Source organism: Streptomyces flavofungini, from assembly GCF_030388665.1.
Taxonomy (GTDB): domain Bacteria; phylum Actinomycetota; class Actinomycetes; order Streptomycetales; family Streptomycetaceae; genus Streptomyces; species Streptomyces flavofungini_A.
This window is the reverse complement of the sequence record NZ_CP128846.1, coordinates 4,906,998-4,922,487: the sequence shown is the minus strand read 5'-3', so window position 1 is coordinate 4,922,487 and position 15,490 is coordinate 4,906,998. Positions and strand designations below refer to the sequence as shown.

At 72.1% G+C, this 15,490-nt stretch carries 13 protein-coding genes and 3 tRNA genes; 8 read left to right on the top strand and 8 right to left on the bottom strand.

Features of this window, described 5'->3' with window-relative positions; genetic code table 11:
* Positions 1–4 precede the first annotated feature (4 nt).
* From QUY26_RS20715 to purS, 5 genes are all read right to left on the bottom strand, one after another.
* Positions 5–859: a M23 family metallopeptidase gene (locus tag QUY26_RS20715; protein WP_289948824.1), complete on the bottom strand. Its 855-nt coding sequence runs from the start codon at positions 857–859 to the stop codon at positions 5–7.
* 101 nt (positions 860–960) lie between these two features.
* Entirely contained in the window at positions 961–1,461 is a 501-nt protein-coding gene (locus QUY26_RS20710) for an ArsR/SmtB family transcription factor (protein ID WP_289948821.1), read from the bottom strand.
* 106 nt (positions 1,462–1,567) lie between these two features.
* Positions 1,568–3,817: a phosphoribosylformylglycinamidine synthase subunit PurL gene (gene purL, locus QUY26_RS20705; protein ID WP_289948820.1), complete on the bottom strand. Its 2,250-nt coding sequence runs from the start codon at positions 3,815–3,817 to the stop codon at positions 1,568–1,570.
* Positions 3,814–4,497 (bottom strand): phosphoribosylformylglycinamidine synthase subunit PurQ, encoded by a 684-nt coding sequence (gene purQ, locus QUY26_RS20700; RefSeq protein ID WP_289948816.1) that lies wholly within the window; start codon positions 4,495–4,497, stop codon positions 3,814–3,816. Before purQ ends, purL begins: the two co-directional genes overlap by 4 nt.
* Positions 4,494–4,757 (bottom strand): phosphoribosylformylglycinamidine synthase subunit PurS, encoded by a 264-nt coding sequence (gene purS / locus QUY26_RS20695; protein ID WP_030362773.1) that lies wholly within the window; start codon positions 4,755–4,757, stop codon positions 4,494–4,496. The genes purQ and purS overlap by 4 nt, the downstream gene beginning before the upstream one ends.
* 457 nt (positions 4,758–5,214) lie before the next feature.
* Between purS and QUY26_RS20690 the strand changes: the two genes are divergently transcribed.
* The 8 genes from QUY26_RS20690 to QUY26_RS20655 all read left to right on the top strand — a co-directional run bounded on the left by QUY26_RS20690 (position 5,215) and on the right by QUY26_RS20655 (position 9,962).
* Positions 5,215–5,532 carry a histone-like nucleoid-structuring protein Lsr2 gene (locus QUY26_RS20690; protein WP_289948810.1) on the top strand — a complete coding sequence of 106 codons (318 nt, stop codon included), beginning with the start codon at positions 5,215–5,217 and terminating at the stop codon, positions 5,530–5,532.
* 142 nt (positions 5,533–5,674) lie between these two features.
* A tRNA-Gly gene (locus QUY26_RS20685) sits at positions 5,675–5,746 on the top strand.
* A gap of 79 nt (positions 5,747–5,825) precedes the next feature.
* Positions 5,826–5,901, top strand: a tRNA-Gly gene (locus QUY26_RS20680).
* Between the two features lie 207 nt (positions 5,902–6,108).
* Positions 6,109–7,104, top strand: a complete 996-nt coding sequence (locus tag QUY26_RS20675) for an ABC transporter ATP-binding protein (RefSeq protein WP_289948807.1) — start codon at positions 6,109–6,111, stop codon at positions 7,102–7,104.
* A complete protein-coding gene (locus QUY26_RS20670) occupies positions 7,101–7,922 on the top strand; it encodes an ABC transporter permease (RefSeq protein WP_289948805.1) in 822 nt (273 codons plus the stop codon). The genes QUY26_RS20675 and QUY26_RS20670 overlap by 4 nt, the downstream gene beginning before the upstream one ends.
* Before the next feature lie 46 nt (positions 7,923–7,968).
* Positions 7,969–9,258: a sensor histidine kinase gene (locus QUY26_RS20665; protein ID WP_289948803.1), complete on the top strand. Its 1,290-nt coding sequence runs from the start codon at positions 7,969–7,971 to the stop codon at positions 9,256–9,258.
* On the top strand, positions 9,255–9,866 hold the full coding sequence (locus QUY26_RS20660) for a response regulator transcription factor (protein ID WP_289948800.1): 612 nt from the start codon (positions 9,255–9,257) through the stop codon (positions 9,864–9,866). The genes QUY26_RS20665 and QUY26_RS20660 overlap by 4 nt, the downstream gene beginning before the upstream one ends.
* Positions 9,867–9,889: 23 nt before the next feature.
* A tRNA-Gly gene (locus tag QUY26_RS20655) sits at positions 9,890–9,962 on the top strand.
* Between the two features lie 57 nt (positions 9,963–10,019).
* Here the strand turns inward: QUY26_RS20655 and QUY26_RS20650 are convergent.
* From QUY26_RS20650 to QUY26_RS20640, 3 genes are all read right to left on the bottom strand, one after another.
* Positions 10,020–10,934 carry a phosphoribosylaminoimidazolesuccinocarboxamide synthase gene (locus tag QUY26_RS20650; protein ID WP_289948799.1) on the bottom strand — a complete coding sequence of 305 codons (915 nt, stop codon included), beginning with the start codon at positions 10,932–10,934 and terminating at the stop codon, positions 10,020–10,022.
* Positions 10,935–11,064: 130 nt separating this feature from the next.
* Positions 11,065–12,573: a N,N-dimethylformamidase beta subunit family domain-containing protein gene (locus QUY26_RS20645; protein WP_289948797.1), complete on the bottom strand. Its 1,509-nt coding sequence runs from the start codon at positions 12,571–12,573 to the stop codon at positions 11,065–11,067.
* A gap of 373 nt (positions 12,574–12,946) precedes the next feature.
* Positions 12,947–14,989 (bottom strand): hypothetical protein, encoded by a 2,043-nt coding sequence (locus tag QUY26_RS20640; RefSeq protein ID WP_289955871.1) that lies wholly within the window; start codon positions 14,987–14,989, stop codon positions 12,947–12,949.
* Positions 14,990–15,490 lie beyond the last annotated feature (501 nt).

The window sequence follows — 15,490 nt, the reverse complement described above, 5'->3', positions numbered from 1 at the left end:
CAGGCTAAGTTTGGCTCTGGATCAATTTCCCGCCGGATGCCTGTTCCGCCGTGAACACCTCCCGGTTCGCGGGCACTCCGATGCCCCGCCAGCGGAAGGGCACGCCCTTGGCCGTGTTCAGGTCCGGGCCGTCCATCAGCTGGAAGTGGACGTGCGGCTCGGTGGAGTTGCCGGAGTTCCCGCAGTTGCCGAGCCGCTGTCCGGCGACGACCGTGTCCCCGGCGCGGACGGCGAGCGAGCCCTGCTGGACGTGCGCGTACACGGCGAACACGCCGTCTCCCACGTCGAGGACGATGTGGTTGCCGACGATGCGGCGGGTCCCGCCGATCGCCCTGCCGACCCCCTCGATCAGCCAGAAGTACAGCACCCCGGCCAGGGAGCTGCGGCTCAGGTGGTCGCGCTGGCCGTCCTCGGCGTGCACGACGGTGGCGTCGGCGACCGCGTGCAGCGGCGCCCCGAAGGCCGGGTAGGCCCGGCCGTGCCGGGCGACGGGCCAGAACCAGACGGGGGCCGGGCGGCTCGGCCCGCCCTCCGGCTCGGCCGTGATGTCGATGGCGTACGTCTGTCCGAGGCTGTGCGTGCCGTGGCTCGGCACCTTGTCGGCGGGGCTGTTGAGGGCGGACCAGCGGCCGGTGACCGGGGGCTCGACCTCGACGGGCGGCCGGGCCTCCGCCCGGATCCGGCTCGCGGCGCCGCGGCGGCGCAGGACGTCGAGCGCGATCGCGCCGAGCACGGGCAGCCAGCCGAGCCAGTAGTTGTAGGGCAGGTCGACGAAGGAGCCCGCGGTCACCTGGACGAAGAAGGCCAGCCACAGGACACGGCTGAGGACGTAGAGGAGTTTGCGCAGACGTATGGACATGGTCGTTCCCCCTGGTGTGTGCGGTTGGGTGCGTGCCGGTGCGTCACGGCCGGGGTGGGTACGCGCCGGGGCGTCAGGGCCGGGTGGTCCGTGCCGGTGCGTCAGGGCCGGGCGACGGACAGCGCCACGAGCAGCGGCACCACCCGCCCCGCGGGCACCTCGTGCCGCCCGCGCCCGGTCGTCTCCAGCCAGCCGGCGGCGGTGAGTTGGCGCAGGTGGTGGTAGATCTGCCCGGTCGTACCGATGTCGTCGAGCGCGGCGAGGTCGGCGGCGGTGCGGCGGCCGCCGAGGATCTCGCGGAGCAGCCGCAGGCGCACCGGGTGCCCGAGCGCGGCGAACGAGTCGGCGGCCGCCGCCCAGTCCTCGTCGAAGAGCTGGTCGGTGAGACTCCCGGTCTGCCACTCGTACCGCTGGCCCGTCGGCAGCCGCACCGCTCCGGTGTACAGCACCCCGCCGTCCGCAGCCCCGAGCTCGGCGAGCTGCGCCTTCAGGCCTTCGAGCGCCCAGAAGTCATCGCGGCCGACGGCGGGCGCCGGCCGGTCCTCGCCCTCGAGGGCGGCCATCCGTCGCTCCAGTTCGGCGACGCGCTCTTCAAGATCCACGCTACCAGGTTACGTAATTACGTAATCTCAATCAATCCCGGAACGCCGAAGCCCCCGCCCGGACCACGTCCGAACGGGGGCTCCCGCAGCTCTCGTCGGAGCGGCGTCAGGCGAACAACCCCGGAATCGTCTCCGCGTGCGCCGCGCGCAGCTCGCTCAGCGGCAGCGTGAACTCGCCCTGCACCTCGACGGCGTCCCCGTCGACCACACCGATCCGCGTGACGGGCAGACCCCGCGCCCCGCACATGTCGGTGAACCGCAGCTCCTCGCTGCGCGGCACGGACACGACGGCACGCCCCGCGGACTCGGAGAGCAGGAACGTGAAGGCGTCGAGGCCGTCGGGCACCACCAGGCGGGCGCCGGTGCCGCCGCGCAGGCAGGACTCCACGACCGCCTGGACCAGGCCGCCGTCGGACAGGTCGTGCGCGGCGTCGATCATGCCGTCGCGCGAGGCGGAGATCAGGATCTCGCCGAGCAGCCGCTCCCGCTCCAGGTCGACCTTGGGCGGCAGGCCGCCGAGGTGGTCGTGCACGACCTGGGACCAGGCCGAGCCGCCGAACTCCTCGTGGGTGTCGCCGAGCAGGTAGAGGAGCTGGCCCTCTTCCTTGAAGGCGATCGGCGTGCGGCGCGTGACGTCGTCGATGACGCCGAGCACGGCCACGACGGGCGTCGGGTGGATCGCGCTCTCGCCGGTCTGGTTGTAGAGGGAGACGTTGCCGCCGGTCACCGGGGTGCCGAGCGCCAGACAGCCGTCCGCGAGACCACGGGTGGCCTCCGCGAACTGCCACATCACGTCCGGGTCCTCGGGGGAGCCGAAGTTCAGGCAGTTGGAGATGGCGAGCGGCTTGGCGCCGGAGGCGGCGACGTTGCGGTACGACTCGGCGAGCGCGAGCTGGGCGCCCGCGTACGGGTCGAGCTTCGCGTACCGGCCGTTGCCGTCCGTGGCCATCGCGACGCCCAGGTTGGACTCCTCGTCGACGCGGACCATGCCCGCGTCCTCGGGCTGCGCGAGGATCGTGTTGCCCTGGACGAAGCGGTCGTACTGGTCGGTGATCCACGCCTTGGAGGCCTGGTTCGGGGACGCGACCAGCTTGAGGATCTGCTCGCGCAGCTCGGCGGAGTCCGCCGGGCGCGCCAGCTTGTTCGCGTCGTCCGCCTGGAGCGCGTCCTGCCAGGACGGGCGCTCGTAGGGGCGGTGGTAGACGGGGCCCTCGTGGGCGACCGTGCGCGGCGGCACGTCGACGATCTGCTCGCCGTGCCAGAAGATCTCCAGGCGCTCGCCCTCGGTCACCTCACCGATGACGGTGGCGATGACGTCCCACTTCTCGCAGATCTCCATGAAGCGGTCGACCTTGTCCGGCTCGACGACCGCGCACATGCGCTCCTGCGACTCGCTCATGAGGATCTCCTCGGGCGAGAGCGAGGAGTCGCGCAGCGGAACCGTGTCCAGCTCCACGCGCATGCCGCCCGAACCGGCCGACGCCAGCTCACTGGTGGCGCAGGACAGACCCGCGCCGCCGAGGTCCTGGATGCCCGCGACCAGCTTCTCGCCGAAGATCTCCAGGGTGCACTCGATGAGGAGCTTCTCCTGGAAGGGGTCGCCGACCTGCACCGCAGGACGCTTGGCGGGACCGGTCGACTCGAAGGTCTCCGACGCCAGGACGGACACGCCGCCGATGCCGTCGCCGCCCGTGCGGGCCCCGTACAGGATGACCTTGTTGCCGGTGCCCGACGCCTTCGCGAGGTGGATGTCCTCGTGCTTCATGACGCCGATGCAGCCCGCGTTGACCAGCGGGTTGCCCTGGTAGCAGGAGTCGAAGACGACCTCGCCGCCGATGTTGGGCAGGCCCAGGCAGTTGCCGTAGCCGCCGATGCCCGCGACGACGCCCGGGAGCACGCGCTTGGTGTCGGGGTGGTCGGCGGCGCCGAAGCGCAGCGGGTCCACGACGGCGACCGGGCGCGCGCCCATCGCGAGGATGTCGCGCACGATGCCGCCGACGCCGGTGGCCGCGCCCTGGTAGGGCTCGATGTACGACGGGTGGTTGTGCGACTCGACCTTGAAGGTGACCGCGTAGCCCTGGCCGACGTCGACGACGCCCGCGTTCTCGCCGATCCCGACGAGCATCGCGTCGTTCTCGGGGACCTTCTCGCCGAACTGCTTCAGATGGACCTTGCTGCTCTTGTACGAGCAGTGCTCGGACCACATGACCGAGTACATGGCGAGCTCGGCGCCGGTCGGGCGGCGGCCGAGGATCTCCCTGATGCGGGTGTACTCGTCCTCCTTGAGGCCGAGCTCCTTCCAGGGCTGCGCGGCCTCGGGGGTCTCCGTCGCGTGCTTGACGGTGTCGAGGGTCATCGGGCGTCCACCAGCTTCTTCAGGATCGAGGTGAAGAATCCCAGACCGTCCGTGCGGCCGGTCCCGATCAGCGGCTCGACCGCGTGCTCGGGGTGCGGCATGAGGCCGACGACGTTCCCGGCCTCGTTCGTGATGCCCGCGATGTCGCGCAGCGAGCCGTTCGGGTTCATGTCCAGGTACCGGAAGGCGACGCGGCCCTCCGCCTCCAGCATGTCGAGGGTGCGCTCGTCGGCGACGTAGCGTCCGTCGATGTTCTTCAGCGGGATCGAGATCTCCTGGCCCGCCTCGTAGTCGGCGGTCCAGGCGGTCGAGTTGGTCTCCACGCGCAGCTTCTGGTCACGGCAGATGAAGTGCAGGTGGTTGTTGCGCAGCATCGCACCGGGCAGCAGGTGGGTCTCGGTGAGGACCTGGAAGCCGTTGCAGATCCCGAGGACCGGCATTCCGGCCTTCGCCTGCTCGATGACCGACTCCATGACCGGCGAGAAACGCGAGATGGCGCCCGCCCGCAGATAGTCGCCGTAACTGAAACCACCGGGAAGGACCACGGCGTCGACCTGCTTCAGGTCCTTGTCGCGGTGCCACAGCGGCACGGCCTCGGCACCGGCGACGCGCACGGCGCGCTGGGTGTCGCGGTCGTCGAGCGTTCCAGGAAAGGTGACGACTCCGATTCGAGCGGTCACTTCGCCTCCACCGCCGGCTCTTCGACCTTTACGACGAAGTCCTCGATCACGGTGTTGGCGAGGAAGGTTTCCGCCATCTCGTGGATACGGGCGAGGGCGGCGTCGTCGACGGGCCCGTCCACCTCGAGTTCGAAGCGCTTTCCTTGACGTACGTCGGAGATGCCCTGGAAACCGAGGCGCGGCAGTGCACGCTGCACCGCCTGTCCCTGGGGGTCGAGGATCTCCGGCTTGAGCATGACGTCGACTACGACGCGTGCCACTGGCACTCCCGGTGTGTGGTGCTTGCGCTGCTGCTTGCGGGGTACTGCTCAGTCGGCGCCGAGCGGGCCGTCGAGCAGGTTCCTTCAGACTACCCGTACAAAATTTCTACCCGCGTAGATTCGTAGCAACATACGTGACCGCAGTCACTTCGAAGGGGTCGGCACGGCGTCGAGCAGGACACGTCCGCGAAAAATCCTGGAAAAGATCACAGTTCACCATTGCGCCCACCACCCCACCGCACCCACCCTGCTGGGGAAGCGCCCGGCCTGCCCGTATTCTCCCGGACACGCCGCCGGAACACGCGGTTGGTTTTCCATGGCTTCACTATTCAATGCCGGGCACTGTACAAAGGAATTGGCAATAGCCGATACTTTGTCCCAAAACTGCCGGACAGTCGGCATCACCGCACATCGTTGCACGTCAATGCGGTGGCGCCGCACGAAAGGACCGATATTCGTGGCGCAGCGTGTCGTGGTCACTCTCTTCGACGACATCGACGGCTCAGAAGCGGCGGAAACGGTCGCCTTCGGTCTGGACGGGAAGTCGTACGAGATCGACCTCAACCAAACCAATGCCGAGAAACTCCGCAAGGTGCTCGCGCCCTACCTGGACGCGGCCCGCAAGCAGTCGAAGTCCGGCAAGGTCTACCGGCACACGGCCGTGACCCCCGACCCGGCGGCCGTGCGCGCCTGGGCCCGCTCGCACCGCCTCGACGTACCGCCGCGCGGCCGGATCCCGAAGAAGGTGTACGAGGCGTTCGAGGCCGCCAACTGACTCCGGACGCAGGCGACGGGGCTCCCCCGGACCTCGGAACGGGGGTGCTCGCGCAACCGACTTGCGCAGCACCCCCGCTGGTCAGCTAGAGTCTGGAGCACGCCGAAGGGCAAGGCCGAAAGGCCGGACCCCGAGGAGTCGTGCGGGTGTAGTTCAGTAGTAGAACATCCCCCTTCCAGGGGGAAGGCGCAGTGTGCAATTCCTGTCACCCGCTCCGCACCGCTCACCGACCACCCATTCGGGTGCGGTAAGCTGGTGCTCGCGCCGATCAGTGAGAGCTGGTCGGAGGCAATGCGAACGTAGCTCAGTTGGTAGAGCGCAACCTTGCCAAGGTTGAGGTCGCGAGTTCGAACCTCGTCGTTCGCTCCAGTCACGAAGGCCCGGTGTCCCAGACACCGGGCCTTCGTCATGCCCAGGACCGGCTGCCTCCACGTCCACCACCGCGCTCCCTCCTCCCCCCCTCCCCCTCCCTCTCCCCCTCCTTCTCCCTCCCCCTCCCCCGCGTCTGACATTTGTCATGCGAGCCGATGACAACGCGCACTGCCCGCGGCTCCGGCGGCGGGCGAGCCTTGAGTCATGACAGACCAAGTGATCGAAGTGACCGACCTGCGGCGCCGCTACACGGGAGGCTTCGAAGCGGTCCGGGGGATCTCGTTCACCGCCGGTCGCGGTGAGCTGTTCGCACTGCTCGGCACCAACGGCGCGGGCAAGACCTCCACCGTCGAAGTCCTCGAAGGCCTCGCCGCACCCACCACCGGGACCGTCCGCGTGCTCGGACACGACCCGTACCGCGAACGCGCCGTCGTACGGCCCCGGATCGGCGTGATGCTCCAGGAAGGCGGCTTCCCCTCCGAGCTGACCGTCGACGAGACGCTGCGCATGTGGGCCGGGTGCACCAGCGGGGCCCGCCCCGCCGCCGAGGTCCTCGAATCCGTCGGCCTCACCGGCCGCGGAAAAGTACGCGTCAAGCAGCTCTCCGGCGGCGAGAAGCGCCGCCTAGACCTCGCGACGGCCCTCCTCGGCGACCCCGACGTGCTGTTCCTCGACGAACCCACCACCGGGCTCGACGCCGAAGGCCGCCGCGAGACCTGGAAGTTGGTGCGCGCCCTGCGCGACCGGGGCACCACCGTGCTCCTCACCACCCACTACCTGGAAGAAGCCGAGAACCTCGCCGACCGCCTCGCGATCCTGCACGAAGGCCGCATCGCCGCCACCGGCACCGTCGCCGAGGTCGTCGCCTCCCAGCCCGCCCGCATCTCCTTCCAACTGCCCGAGGGCTACTTCCCCGGCGACCTGCCGCCGCTCGCCGAACTCGGCGTGACCGGACACGAGGTGGAGGGCCGCACCATCCGGCTCCGCACCGACCAGCTCCAGCGGGTCGCCACGGCCCTGCTCAACTGGGCCCAGGCGACCCGGGTCCAGCTGGACCGGCTCGACGTGCGCGCCGCCTCGCTGGAAGAGGCGTTCCTGCAGATCGCCCAGGAGGCCACCCGGACCGCCGAGGAGACCGGCGACGTCCGTCAGGTCGGCGGCACCCGCCGGTCGCGCCAGCAGAAGGAGACCGTGCGATGAGCCCCACCGACACCCTTGCCCCGCGGACCCACCGGCCCGCCCCCGGCACCACCACGACCACCCCGGTCGGCCGGCTCCTCTCCCTGGCCCGCGCGGAGCTCACCCTGATCGGCCGCGCCAAGGGCACCCTGTTCGCGGCGCTCTTCGTGCCCCTGGTGGTGCCCTTCACCATGAAGTCGGCGGCCCAGGAGATGGACCTGAAGGGCACCGGCCTCTCCGTCGGCTCGGTCCTGCTGCCGTCCGCGATCGCCTTCTCCCTGCTCTTCGCCGTGTACTCGGCACTGGTCACCGTGTACGCGGCCCGGCGCGAGGAACTCGTGCTCAAGCGGCTGCGCACCGGCGAGGTGCGGGACACCGAGATCCTCGCGGGCGCGGCACTGCCGTCCGTCGCCATCGGCCTCGTCCAGTGCCTCGTGCTGATCGGCATGTGCGCCGCCATGCTCGACGTCGGCACCCCCGGCGCCGTGCACTACGTGGCCCTGGGGCTGGTCCTGGGACTCGTGATGTTCCCGCTGCTCGCGGCGGTCACCTCGATCGTCAGCCAGAGCGTGGAGAGCGCCCAGGTCATGGTCATGCCACTGCTGATCGCCTCCCTGATCGGCTCCGGTGCGACCGTGCCCCTGGAAGTCATGCCGGACAAGCTCGCCAGGATCTGCGAACTCCTTCCGCTGTCCCCCGTGATCGCGCTGATCCGCGGCGGCTGGACCGGTGAGCTGGACACGGGGGAGGCGCTGCGCGCCCTCACGATCGCGGTGGCCTGGATCGCGGTCGGCGTGTTTGCTGTACGCAAGTGGTTCCGCTGGGAGCCGCGGCGCTAGCGGCGCCCGTCAGGACGCCGTCGAGCGGGCGAAGGGACAGGGAGCGGTGGGCAGGATCCGGGGTTGGCAGCGCGGCTGGCGCGGCCTGAGGAAGATCGAGCAGGTCGAGCTGCAGAGCATCGTCATGTGGCACACCGTGCCGTGGATCTTCTTCCTCAGCTGGTGCGCGGTGCCGGTGGGCCTGGACCTGCGGCACGAGCCCACCGCGCAGCTCCTGGGCTGGTCGATGCTCGCCGTGGCCGCGCTCCAGTGCGTACAGATCAACCGCTCGCTGCGCCGGCTCCTCGACCACTACCTGGGACGTGGCCCGTTCCCGCACCGCGACCTGGCCGTCATGCTCGGCCTCTGTGCCGCCGGCCTCGGCCTCGCCCTCGCGCTCCAGCAGGTCGACGGCGTCAAGGGCGACGTGATCGGCCTCGCCATACTGTTCCTGATCACCCCGTACGCGGAGGCGCTGGGCTTCGCCGTGTCGATCCCGAGCTTCTTCCGCCACCTCGCGGGCATCCTCGTCGTCGTGGCGGCCGGATTCGCCGCCGTCGGCGCGAGCGGGGGCCAGGTGGCCGCGCTCGCGCTGCTCGTCGTCGGCGGCGGCCTGGTCTCGCTGCTGACCTCGCGCTGCGGGGCCTGGACGCTTTCGGTGATGTGGGAGGCAGAGCGGGCCCGCGAGACCGAGAGCCGCCTCGCCGTCGCCGAGGAACGCCTGCGCTTCGGCCGCGACCTGCACGACGTCATGGGCCGCAACCTGGCCGTCATCGCCCTCAAGAGCGAGCTCGCCGTGCAGCTCGCCCGGCGCGGAAGGCCCGAGGCGGTGGACCAGATGGTCGAGGTGCAGCGGATCGCGCACGAGACCCAGCGGGAGATACGGGACGTCGTCCGCGGCTACCGCGAGGCCGAGCTCGGCGCCGAACTCGCCGGGGCGCAGGGCGTCCTGGAGGCCGCGGGGATCGACTGCCGGGTGACCGGGGCGCACGACCCCGAGCGCCGTCTGCCCCCGGCCGTACAGGCAGCGCTGGGGTGGGTCGTGCGTGAGGGCACCACCAACGTGCTGCGGCACGGCGACGCGGAGACGTGCACCATCACGGTTTCGGTGACGGAAGGACGTACGGAGTTGACCATCGAGAACGACGGCGCGCCCGAGACCGCCGTCGGCAGCGGCGGGTCCGGGCTCAGGGGCCTCGGGGAACGCCTCGCCACCGTGGGCGGCACGCTGGAGCACGCCTCGGCCGACGGACGCTTCCGGCTCACGGCGCGGGTGCCGCTGCCGGAACCGGGCACCGCGGCGGCCCACGGCCCGGCGGACGCCGCCCCGCTCACCCCGGAGGCCAGGGCCTCATGACCGCCGTACGCGTCCTGCTCGCCGACGACGAGCATCTGATCCGCGGCGCGCTCGCCGCCCTGCTCGGCCTGGAGGACGACCTCGTCGTCGTCGCCGAGGCCGCGTCCGGACCCGAGGCGCTGGCCATGGCGCGGGCCCACCACCCTGATGTCGCCGTGCTCGATCTGCAGATGCCGGGCGCCGACGGTGTGAGTGTCGCCACACTCCTGCGGGACGAACTCCCCGACTGCCGCACCATGATCGTCACCAGCCACGGCCGTCCGGGGCACCTCAAGCGGGCGCTCGAAGCCGGTGTGCGGGGGTTCGTCCCGAAGACGGTCAGTGCGCAGCGGCTCGCGGAGATCATCCGCTCCGTGCACGCGGGAAACCGCTACGTGGACCAGGAGTTGGCCGCCGACGCGATCTCCGCCGGGGACTCCCCGCTGACCGCCCGCGAGGCCGAGGTGCTCGAACTCGCCGCCGACGGCGCGCCCGTGTCGGAGATCGCGGAGCGGGCCGCGCTGTCCCAGGGAACGGTCCGCAACTACCTCTCCTCGGCGGTCACCAAGATCGGCGCGGAGAACCGGCATGCGGCAGTGCGTCTCGCGCGGGAGCGAGGTTGGGTATAGTTGCTCTCGCGCTTCGGCGCAGCGCGGACGTAGCTCAGTTGGTAGAGCGCAACCTTGCCAAGGTTGAGGTCGCCAGTTCGAACCTGGTCGTCCGCTCAGCGAAAGCCCCCCGGTTCTCGGAACCGGGGGGCTTTGTCGTGCTGCCGGTCGTGCCTACGCCCAGGGCGTTCCCGTGAGCCGCTCGTACGCCTCGATGTACTTGGCGCGGGTGGCCGCCACCACGTCCGCGGGCAGCGGCGGGGGCGGCTGCTCGCTCGTGCGGTCCCAGCCGGACGCGGCCGAGGTGAGCCAGTCGCGTACGTACTGCTTGTCGAAGGACGGCTGGTTGCGGCCCGGCTGCCACTCGTCGGCGGGCCAGAAGCGGGACGAGTCGGGGGTGAGGACCTCGTCGGCGAGGACCAGTGTGTCGGGCTCGCCGTCGCGGGCCTCGAAGCCGAACTCGAACTTGGTGTCCGCGAGGATCAGACCGCGCTCGCGGGCGATGTCACGGGCGCGGCTGTACACGGCGAGGGTCGTCTGGCGCAGCTGGGCGGCGGTGTCGGCGCCGACCCGGCGGGCCGCTTCCTCGTACGACACGTTCTCGTCGTGCTCGCCGACCTCGGCCTTCGTGGCGGGCGTGAAGATGGGCGCGGGCAGCTCGGAGCCGTTCTCCAGGCCCTCGGGCAGGGCGAGGCCGCAGACGGTGCGGGACCGCTCGTACTCGACGAGCCCCGAACCGGCCAGATAGCCGCGGGCCACGCACTCGACCGGCACCATCGCCAGGGACTTGCAGATGAGCGTGCGGCCCTCCCAGTCGGCGGGGGCGCCGGGCGGCACGTCGGTGGAGATGACGTGGTTGGGCGCCAGGTCGGCGAGCTGGTCGAACCACCACAGGGAGAGCCGGGTGAGCACCCGCCCCTTGTCGGGGATCTCCGTGGGCAGCACCCAGTCGTACGCGGACAAGCGGTCGCTGGCGACCATCACGAGGTCGCCCGCCTCGTTCCGGTACAGCTCGCGCACCTTGCCGGTGTGCAGATGCACCAGACCCGGAACCTGGATCGGCTCGGGCTTTTCGACGAATCCGGACACGGTTCCTCCCCGTGGTTCTGTCCAATGTCCTCGATTCTCCCGTATGCGGGAGCTGGCTTTGGCCACGGGTTGCCCGGACGGGGCGTGGTGAACGCGAACGGGCCTCGGTCGTGTCCGCTGGGGCGGGGCCTCAGTCGCGTTTGCAGATGCGGTCCAGGAGGTTGGCTGTGGCGCGCTGGACGCGTGCGTCGATGTGGCCGGGGCGGTCCAGGGCCGGGGACCAGGCGAAGGTGCCCGACGCGAAGACGAGGGCGCCGGACGGGGCGCGGTACAGCGAGGTCTCCTGGTGGCGCACGGCTCCCTCGCTGTCCTCGTACGGGGAGTGGGCGAGCAGGATGCGGTCCTGGTGCTCGGGGAGCGCGGTGCGCGGGAAGTAGCGGTCGGCCTCGCCCGCGACCAGGCCGTCGATCTCGTCGCTCTCGTGCGCGCCGGTCGCCTCCCACAGCCAGTGGTCGGCGTTGCGGACGATCAGGGGGTGCGGCTCGGGGACCCGGCCCGCGTACTGGATGCCGATCAACTGCTGCTCGGGGACGTCCGCTTCGCGCCACAGCGCGGCCTTGCCGGGGCCCCGGCGTTTTCGGCAGGTGAGCAGGCGGTCCGGGACGCCGGAGGGCGAAGGGCCCAACTCGACCTGCCAGTACATGGTGTTGGCGGAGAGGAAGACCAGGGACGTGCCGGACTCGCGGGCCAGCTCGGTGGTGCGGCGCATCGCCGTCGACCAGTACTCGTCGTGGCCGGGGAAGACCAGGCCCCGGTAGCGGGTGGGGTCGATGCGGCCCGCGTGCAGGTCGCGGGTGTCGGCGTAGGCGAGGTCGTAGCCGTAGCGCTCGGCCCAGCGGATGAAGTCGTAGGCATGGCCCACGTGCAGGGGCAGGCCCGCGCCCGCGTACGGCCGGTCGAAGGAGACCGTCGTCGCGGCCTCGCTCTCGCCGAGCAGGCGGCCGTAGTCGTCCCAGGCGTGGTAGAGGCTGGCGCCGGTGTGGCCGTCCTCCGGGTAGAGGTTGTACGCCTGCCACGTGATGTCGGGCAGCAGGACGAGCAGGTCGGCCGAGGGGGCGACGGGCTCGCCGGGGCCCGGGGGGACGCTGTCGCGGACGGTGAAGGGGATGTGGGAGCGGTAGCCGTCGGTCGTGGTGAGGACGGCCACGTACGCCCCGATGTTCCAGTACGACGGGATCTGCAGGCGCCACGACAGCCACCAGTGGTGGCAGGAGACCGTGCGGTCGGCTGCCAGCGGGGCCGGCTGCACGATGCCGGAGAGGCGGGGGCTCGTCGTGATCTTGCGGGCGCCGTCGCCGCTGTAGTGGCCGATGCGGTAGATGTCCACGCTGAACTGCTGGGGCGGGTCCACGGTGATGTGGAAGTCGATCGCCTCGCCGGGGGCGGCGGCTCCGGTGCTGGTGAAGCCCTTGATCTGACGGTGTATGTCGTCGGCCGTGCGGGGGCTGCCGGTGCGGGGGGCGGGGACCGGGCCGGTGGCCCCGGGGGTGTGGTCGACGTACCAGGGCACGACCTGGCCGGTGTCGTCGAAGTAGTGCTCGGCGCCGCGGAGCCAGGGCAGCGGGCCCTGGCCGAACGGGTCGGTCACGGCGTGGGCGAGGGCGCCCGACTCCCAGCGGCGGATCGGCTCCGGTCCCATGCGTTGTCCCCTCCCTCGCTTCCCCGGCCTGGTCGACACGGGTCGCGCGGCGGGGCTGCGCGGATTGCTCCGCGCTGTCCCACGTGTTGTGCTGCGCTGTCCCACGTGGCCGTGTCGGCTGCCGGGTCCAGCACATCACATTACGCACGTGCGTCGTTACCGTTCGTCGTGAATTGGTGGGGGTGGGTGTCCCGCCGAGGGCTCCCCGTCCCCGCCCCTTCCCGGAACCGGGGCTTCGCCCCTGGGCTCCGGGGGGAGGGCCCCAGGGGAGAGGCCCCCGGGGGTGGGTGTCCGTGCGGGTGGGACAGCCCCCTGATCGGCTGATCGGCTGATGGGCTGATCGGCTGATGGGCTGATCGGCGCCGCGCCGGGGTCAGACCAGGCGGACGGGCTTTTCGGGGCGGACGCCCAGTTCGGTGAGCCAGCGGCGGAGCGGCTCGGGGTCACCGTCCTCGACCAGCGTGAGCACCTTCGGCGTCAGGTCGGCCGCACGCTCACCGTGCATCAGGAGCGAGGGCCCGTCCAACCAGTCGAGCCCCGGCGACGCACCCGCCGTGTCCACGGCCGCACAGCACACCATCGCCGTGACGTGATCGGCCAGCAACTCCCGCCCGGACCGCGGCGGTTGCAGCGGGAACAACGGCAGCACCCCGTCGTCCCACAACGCATCGTCCGGCCCCTGCCCGGTCGGCGCGGGCCGGGGCGGCGCCGCGGCCTCCTCCCGGGCCAGCTCCGCGCTGAGCCTCGCGGCGAGCTCCCCGCCCGGCCCTTCCGGGGCGTCGGCGGCTTCGGCCGGATCGACGGCGGCGACGAATCCGGCCTGCGCCAACTCGGCGTCCGTGAGGCCCGCTTCGGCGAGGCCGGGAGCGAAGTCGGAGGCGGGGCCGGGGGCGGGGTCAGCGGCGGGGTCAGCGGCGCCGGAAGCAGGGGCAGCGGCGCCGGAAGCAGGGCCACCGCTCTCGGGGGCGGGGGAGCCGCCGCCGGAGGCAGGACCACGGCCCTCGGAGGCGGGGGCACCGCCCTCGGGGCGGGACCCGGCGCGGCCCGCGGCCACCTCTGCCGCCGCGCGCCGCGCCATCGCCTCCGGGTCCGTGAGGTGTTCGAGGATCCGCCCGAGCGTCGGCCCCTTGGGGTCGGCCGCCGTCGGGTCGCTGGAGCGGCTGACGCCGAGCGAGTCGAGGACGCGGTGGAGGCGCGCCGCGTCCATCCGCCACTTCCGGTCGACGACCTCGTCCGGATACTCGTGCCAGGCCACCGGCACCCAGCCGGGCCCGGACTCGGCGGGCCCGCCGTGGAACAGGCGGGCGGCGAGCAGCGAGGCGGCCTCGTCCACCGCGCCGGGCTCCTCCAGGAGGTCGCACGCGGGGCGTTCGCCGAGCCGGGAGGCGAAGCCTTCGGCGAGGCGGTCGCGGCGGGAGAGCTCGGTGAGGGCGGAGACGACGCCCGCGTCGAGCCGCGAGGGCCACCGCCCCATGCGCCAGGCGGGCAGCGCGACCCGGGTGAGCAGCCGGTCCCACCCGGCGTACGCGAGGCCGACCTGCTCCTGGGCGACGATCCGCACGCCGTAGTCGACGCTCTGGGCCCGCTCGGCCGCGGCCGCCGCGACACCGCGCTCCATCTCCGCGGCGTGCACCCGGCAGCTGCGCAGGAGCAGCCGCGCCACCTTCCCGACCCCGCCGAGGACGGTGCGCGCGAGCGGTCCGCGCCCCGGCGCGGACGCGACGGCGACGGCGGCGTCCAGACCGCGTACGAAACGGCGGGCGGCCGCTATGTCGGGGTGCGCCGAGGGGCCCGTGCCCGCGACGACGGGGGCGAGCACCGCGCGCAGCTCGCCGACGCGCATCCACCACAGGAAGGGCGAGCCGATGACGAGGACGGGGGCGGCGGGCGCGCGGCGCCGGGGCGGCCGGGCGTCCTGGAGGGCGGTCCCGCCGGGCGGGGTGGGCAGGTCCGTACGCGAACCGTCCGGGCCGGTGCCCGGCCCGGGGGCGGGGACGTCGGCCGGGGCGCCGTGCGCGCGGTGCGTGCGGTCCTCGAGCCAGCTGTCGCAGTCCGGGGTGAGCGCTATGGCCGAGGGGGCGGGGACTTCGAGGCGGTCGGCGAGGTCCCGCACCAGGCGGTACAGGTCGGGGGCGGAGGCCTCCGTGATCGGGACGGTCGGGCTCATGGCGGGTCTGGCCCGCGCGACGACGAGGGCGACGGCCCCGGCGCCGAGCAGCACGAGCACCGCGAGCACCGTCACGGCCCAGCGCGCCGCGGCCCAACTGCCGCCGCCTATGTGCCCCATGGCCGTGGCGGCGAGGAGCACGACGGCGACGGCCGCGGGCAGCAGGGCGACGGCCAGCGCCCGGCTGCGGATGCGCAGCACGGCGAGGGCCCGGGAACGCGCGGCCCGCGCGCCCGCCTCCACACCCATACCTGACACGACCGAAGTCACCCCCTGCTGCCTACAGCTCGGCCGGCGGCCGGAGCCGACGGCGCACGTCGTTGGCGTTGCTCACTCCCCCACTGTGGCACCCGCCACCGACATCGCAATGCCGGTGGGCTGTTTGGCTGTGAGTGCCTTCAATGCCTTCGCCGCACCCTAGTTGGGGTGTCGGTCATCGTCAGCCGGATGGCCGAGCGGTCACTCGATGGAATGGCTTTGGGTAAAGCTGGCCCGCTCCGCGAGCGGCCGCGGGACAGGGCGCGGGCCCGTGCGCAGGGGCCTCGGGGCCGACGTCCACGGCGGCGACCAGGCCCGCGGTTCCGGCAAGTCGGCGGCCGTCATACGGCGGGCTCAGCAGACGCCCTCCGTAACGCCGGACGGGTCTACGGATGACCGTAGACCCGTGGGGCGCGGGGGTGGGAGGTTGCGCGGGACGACTCGGACCGTACGGGCTACGCGGCCGCACGCCGCCGCCCGCGCCCTCGCGCG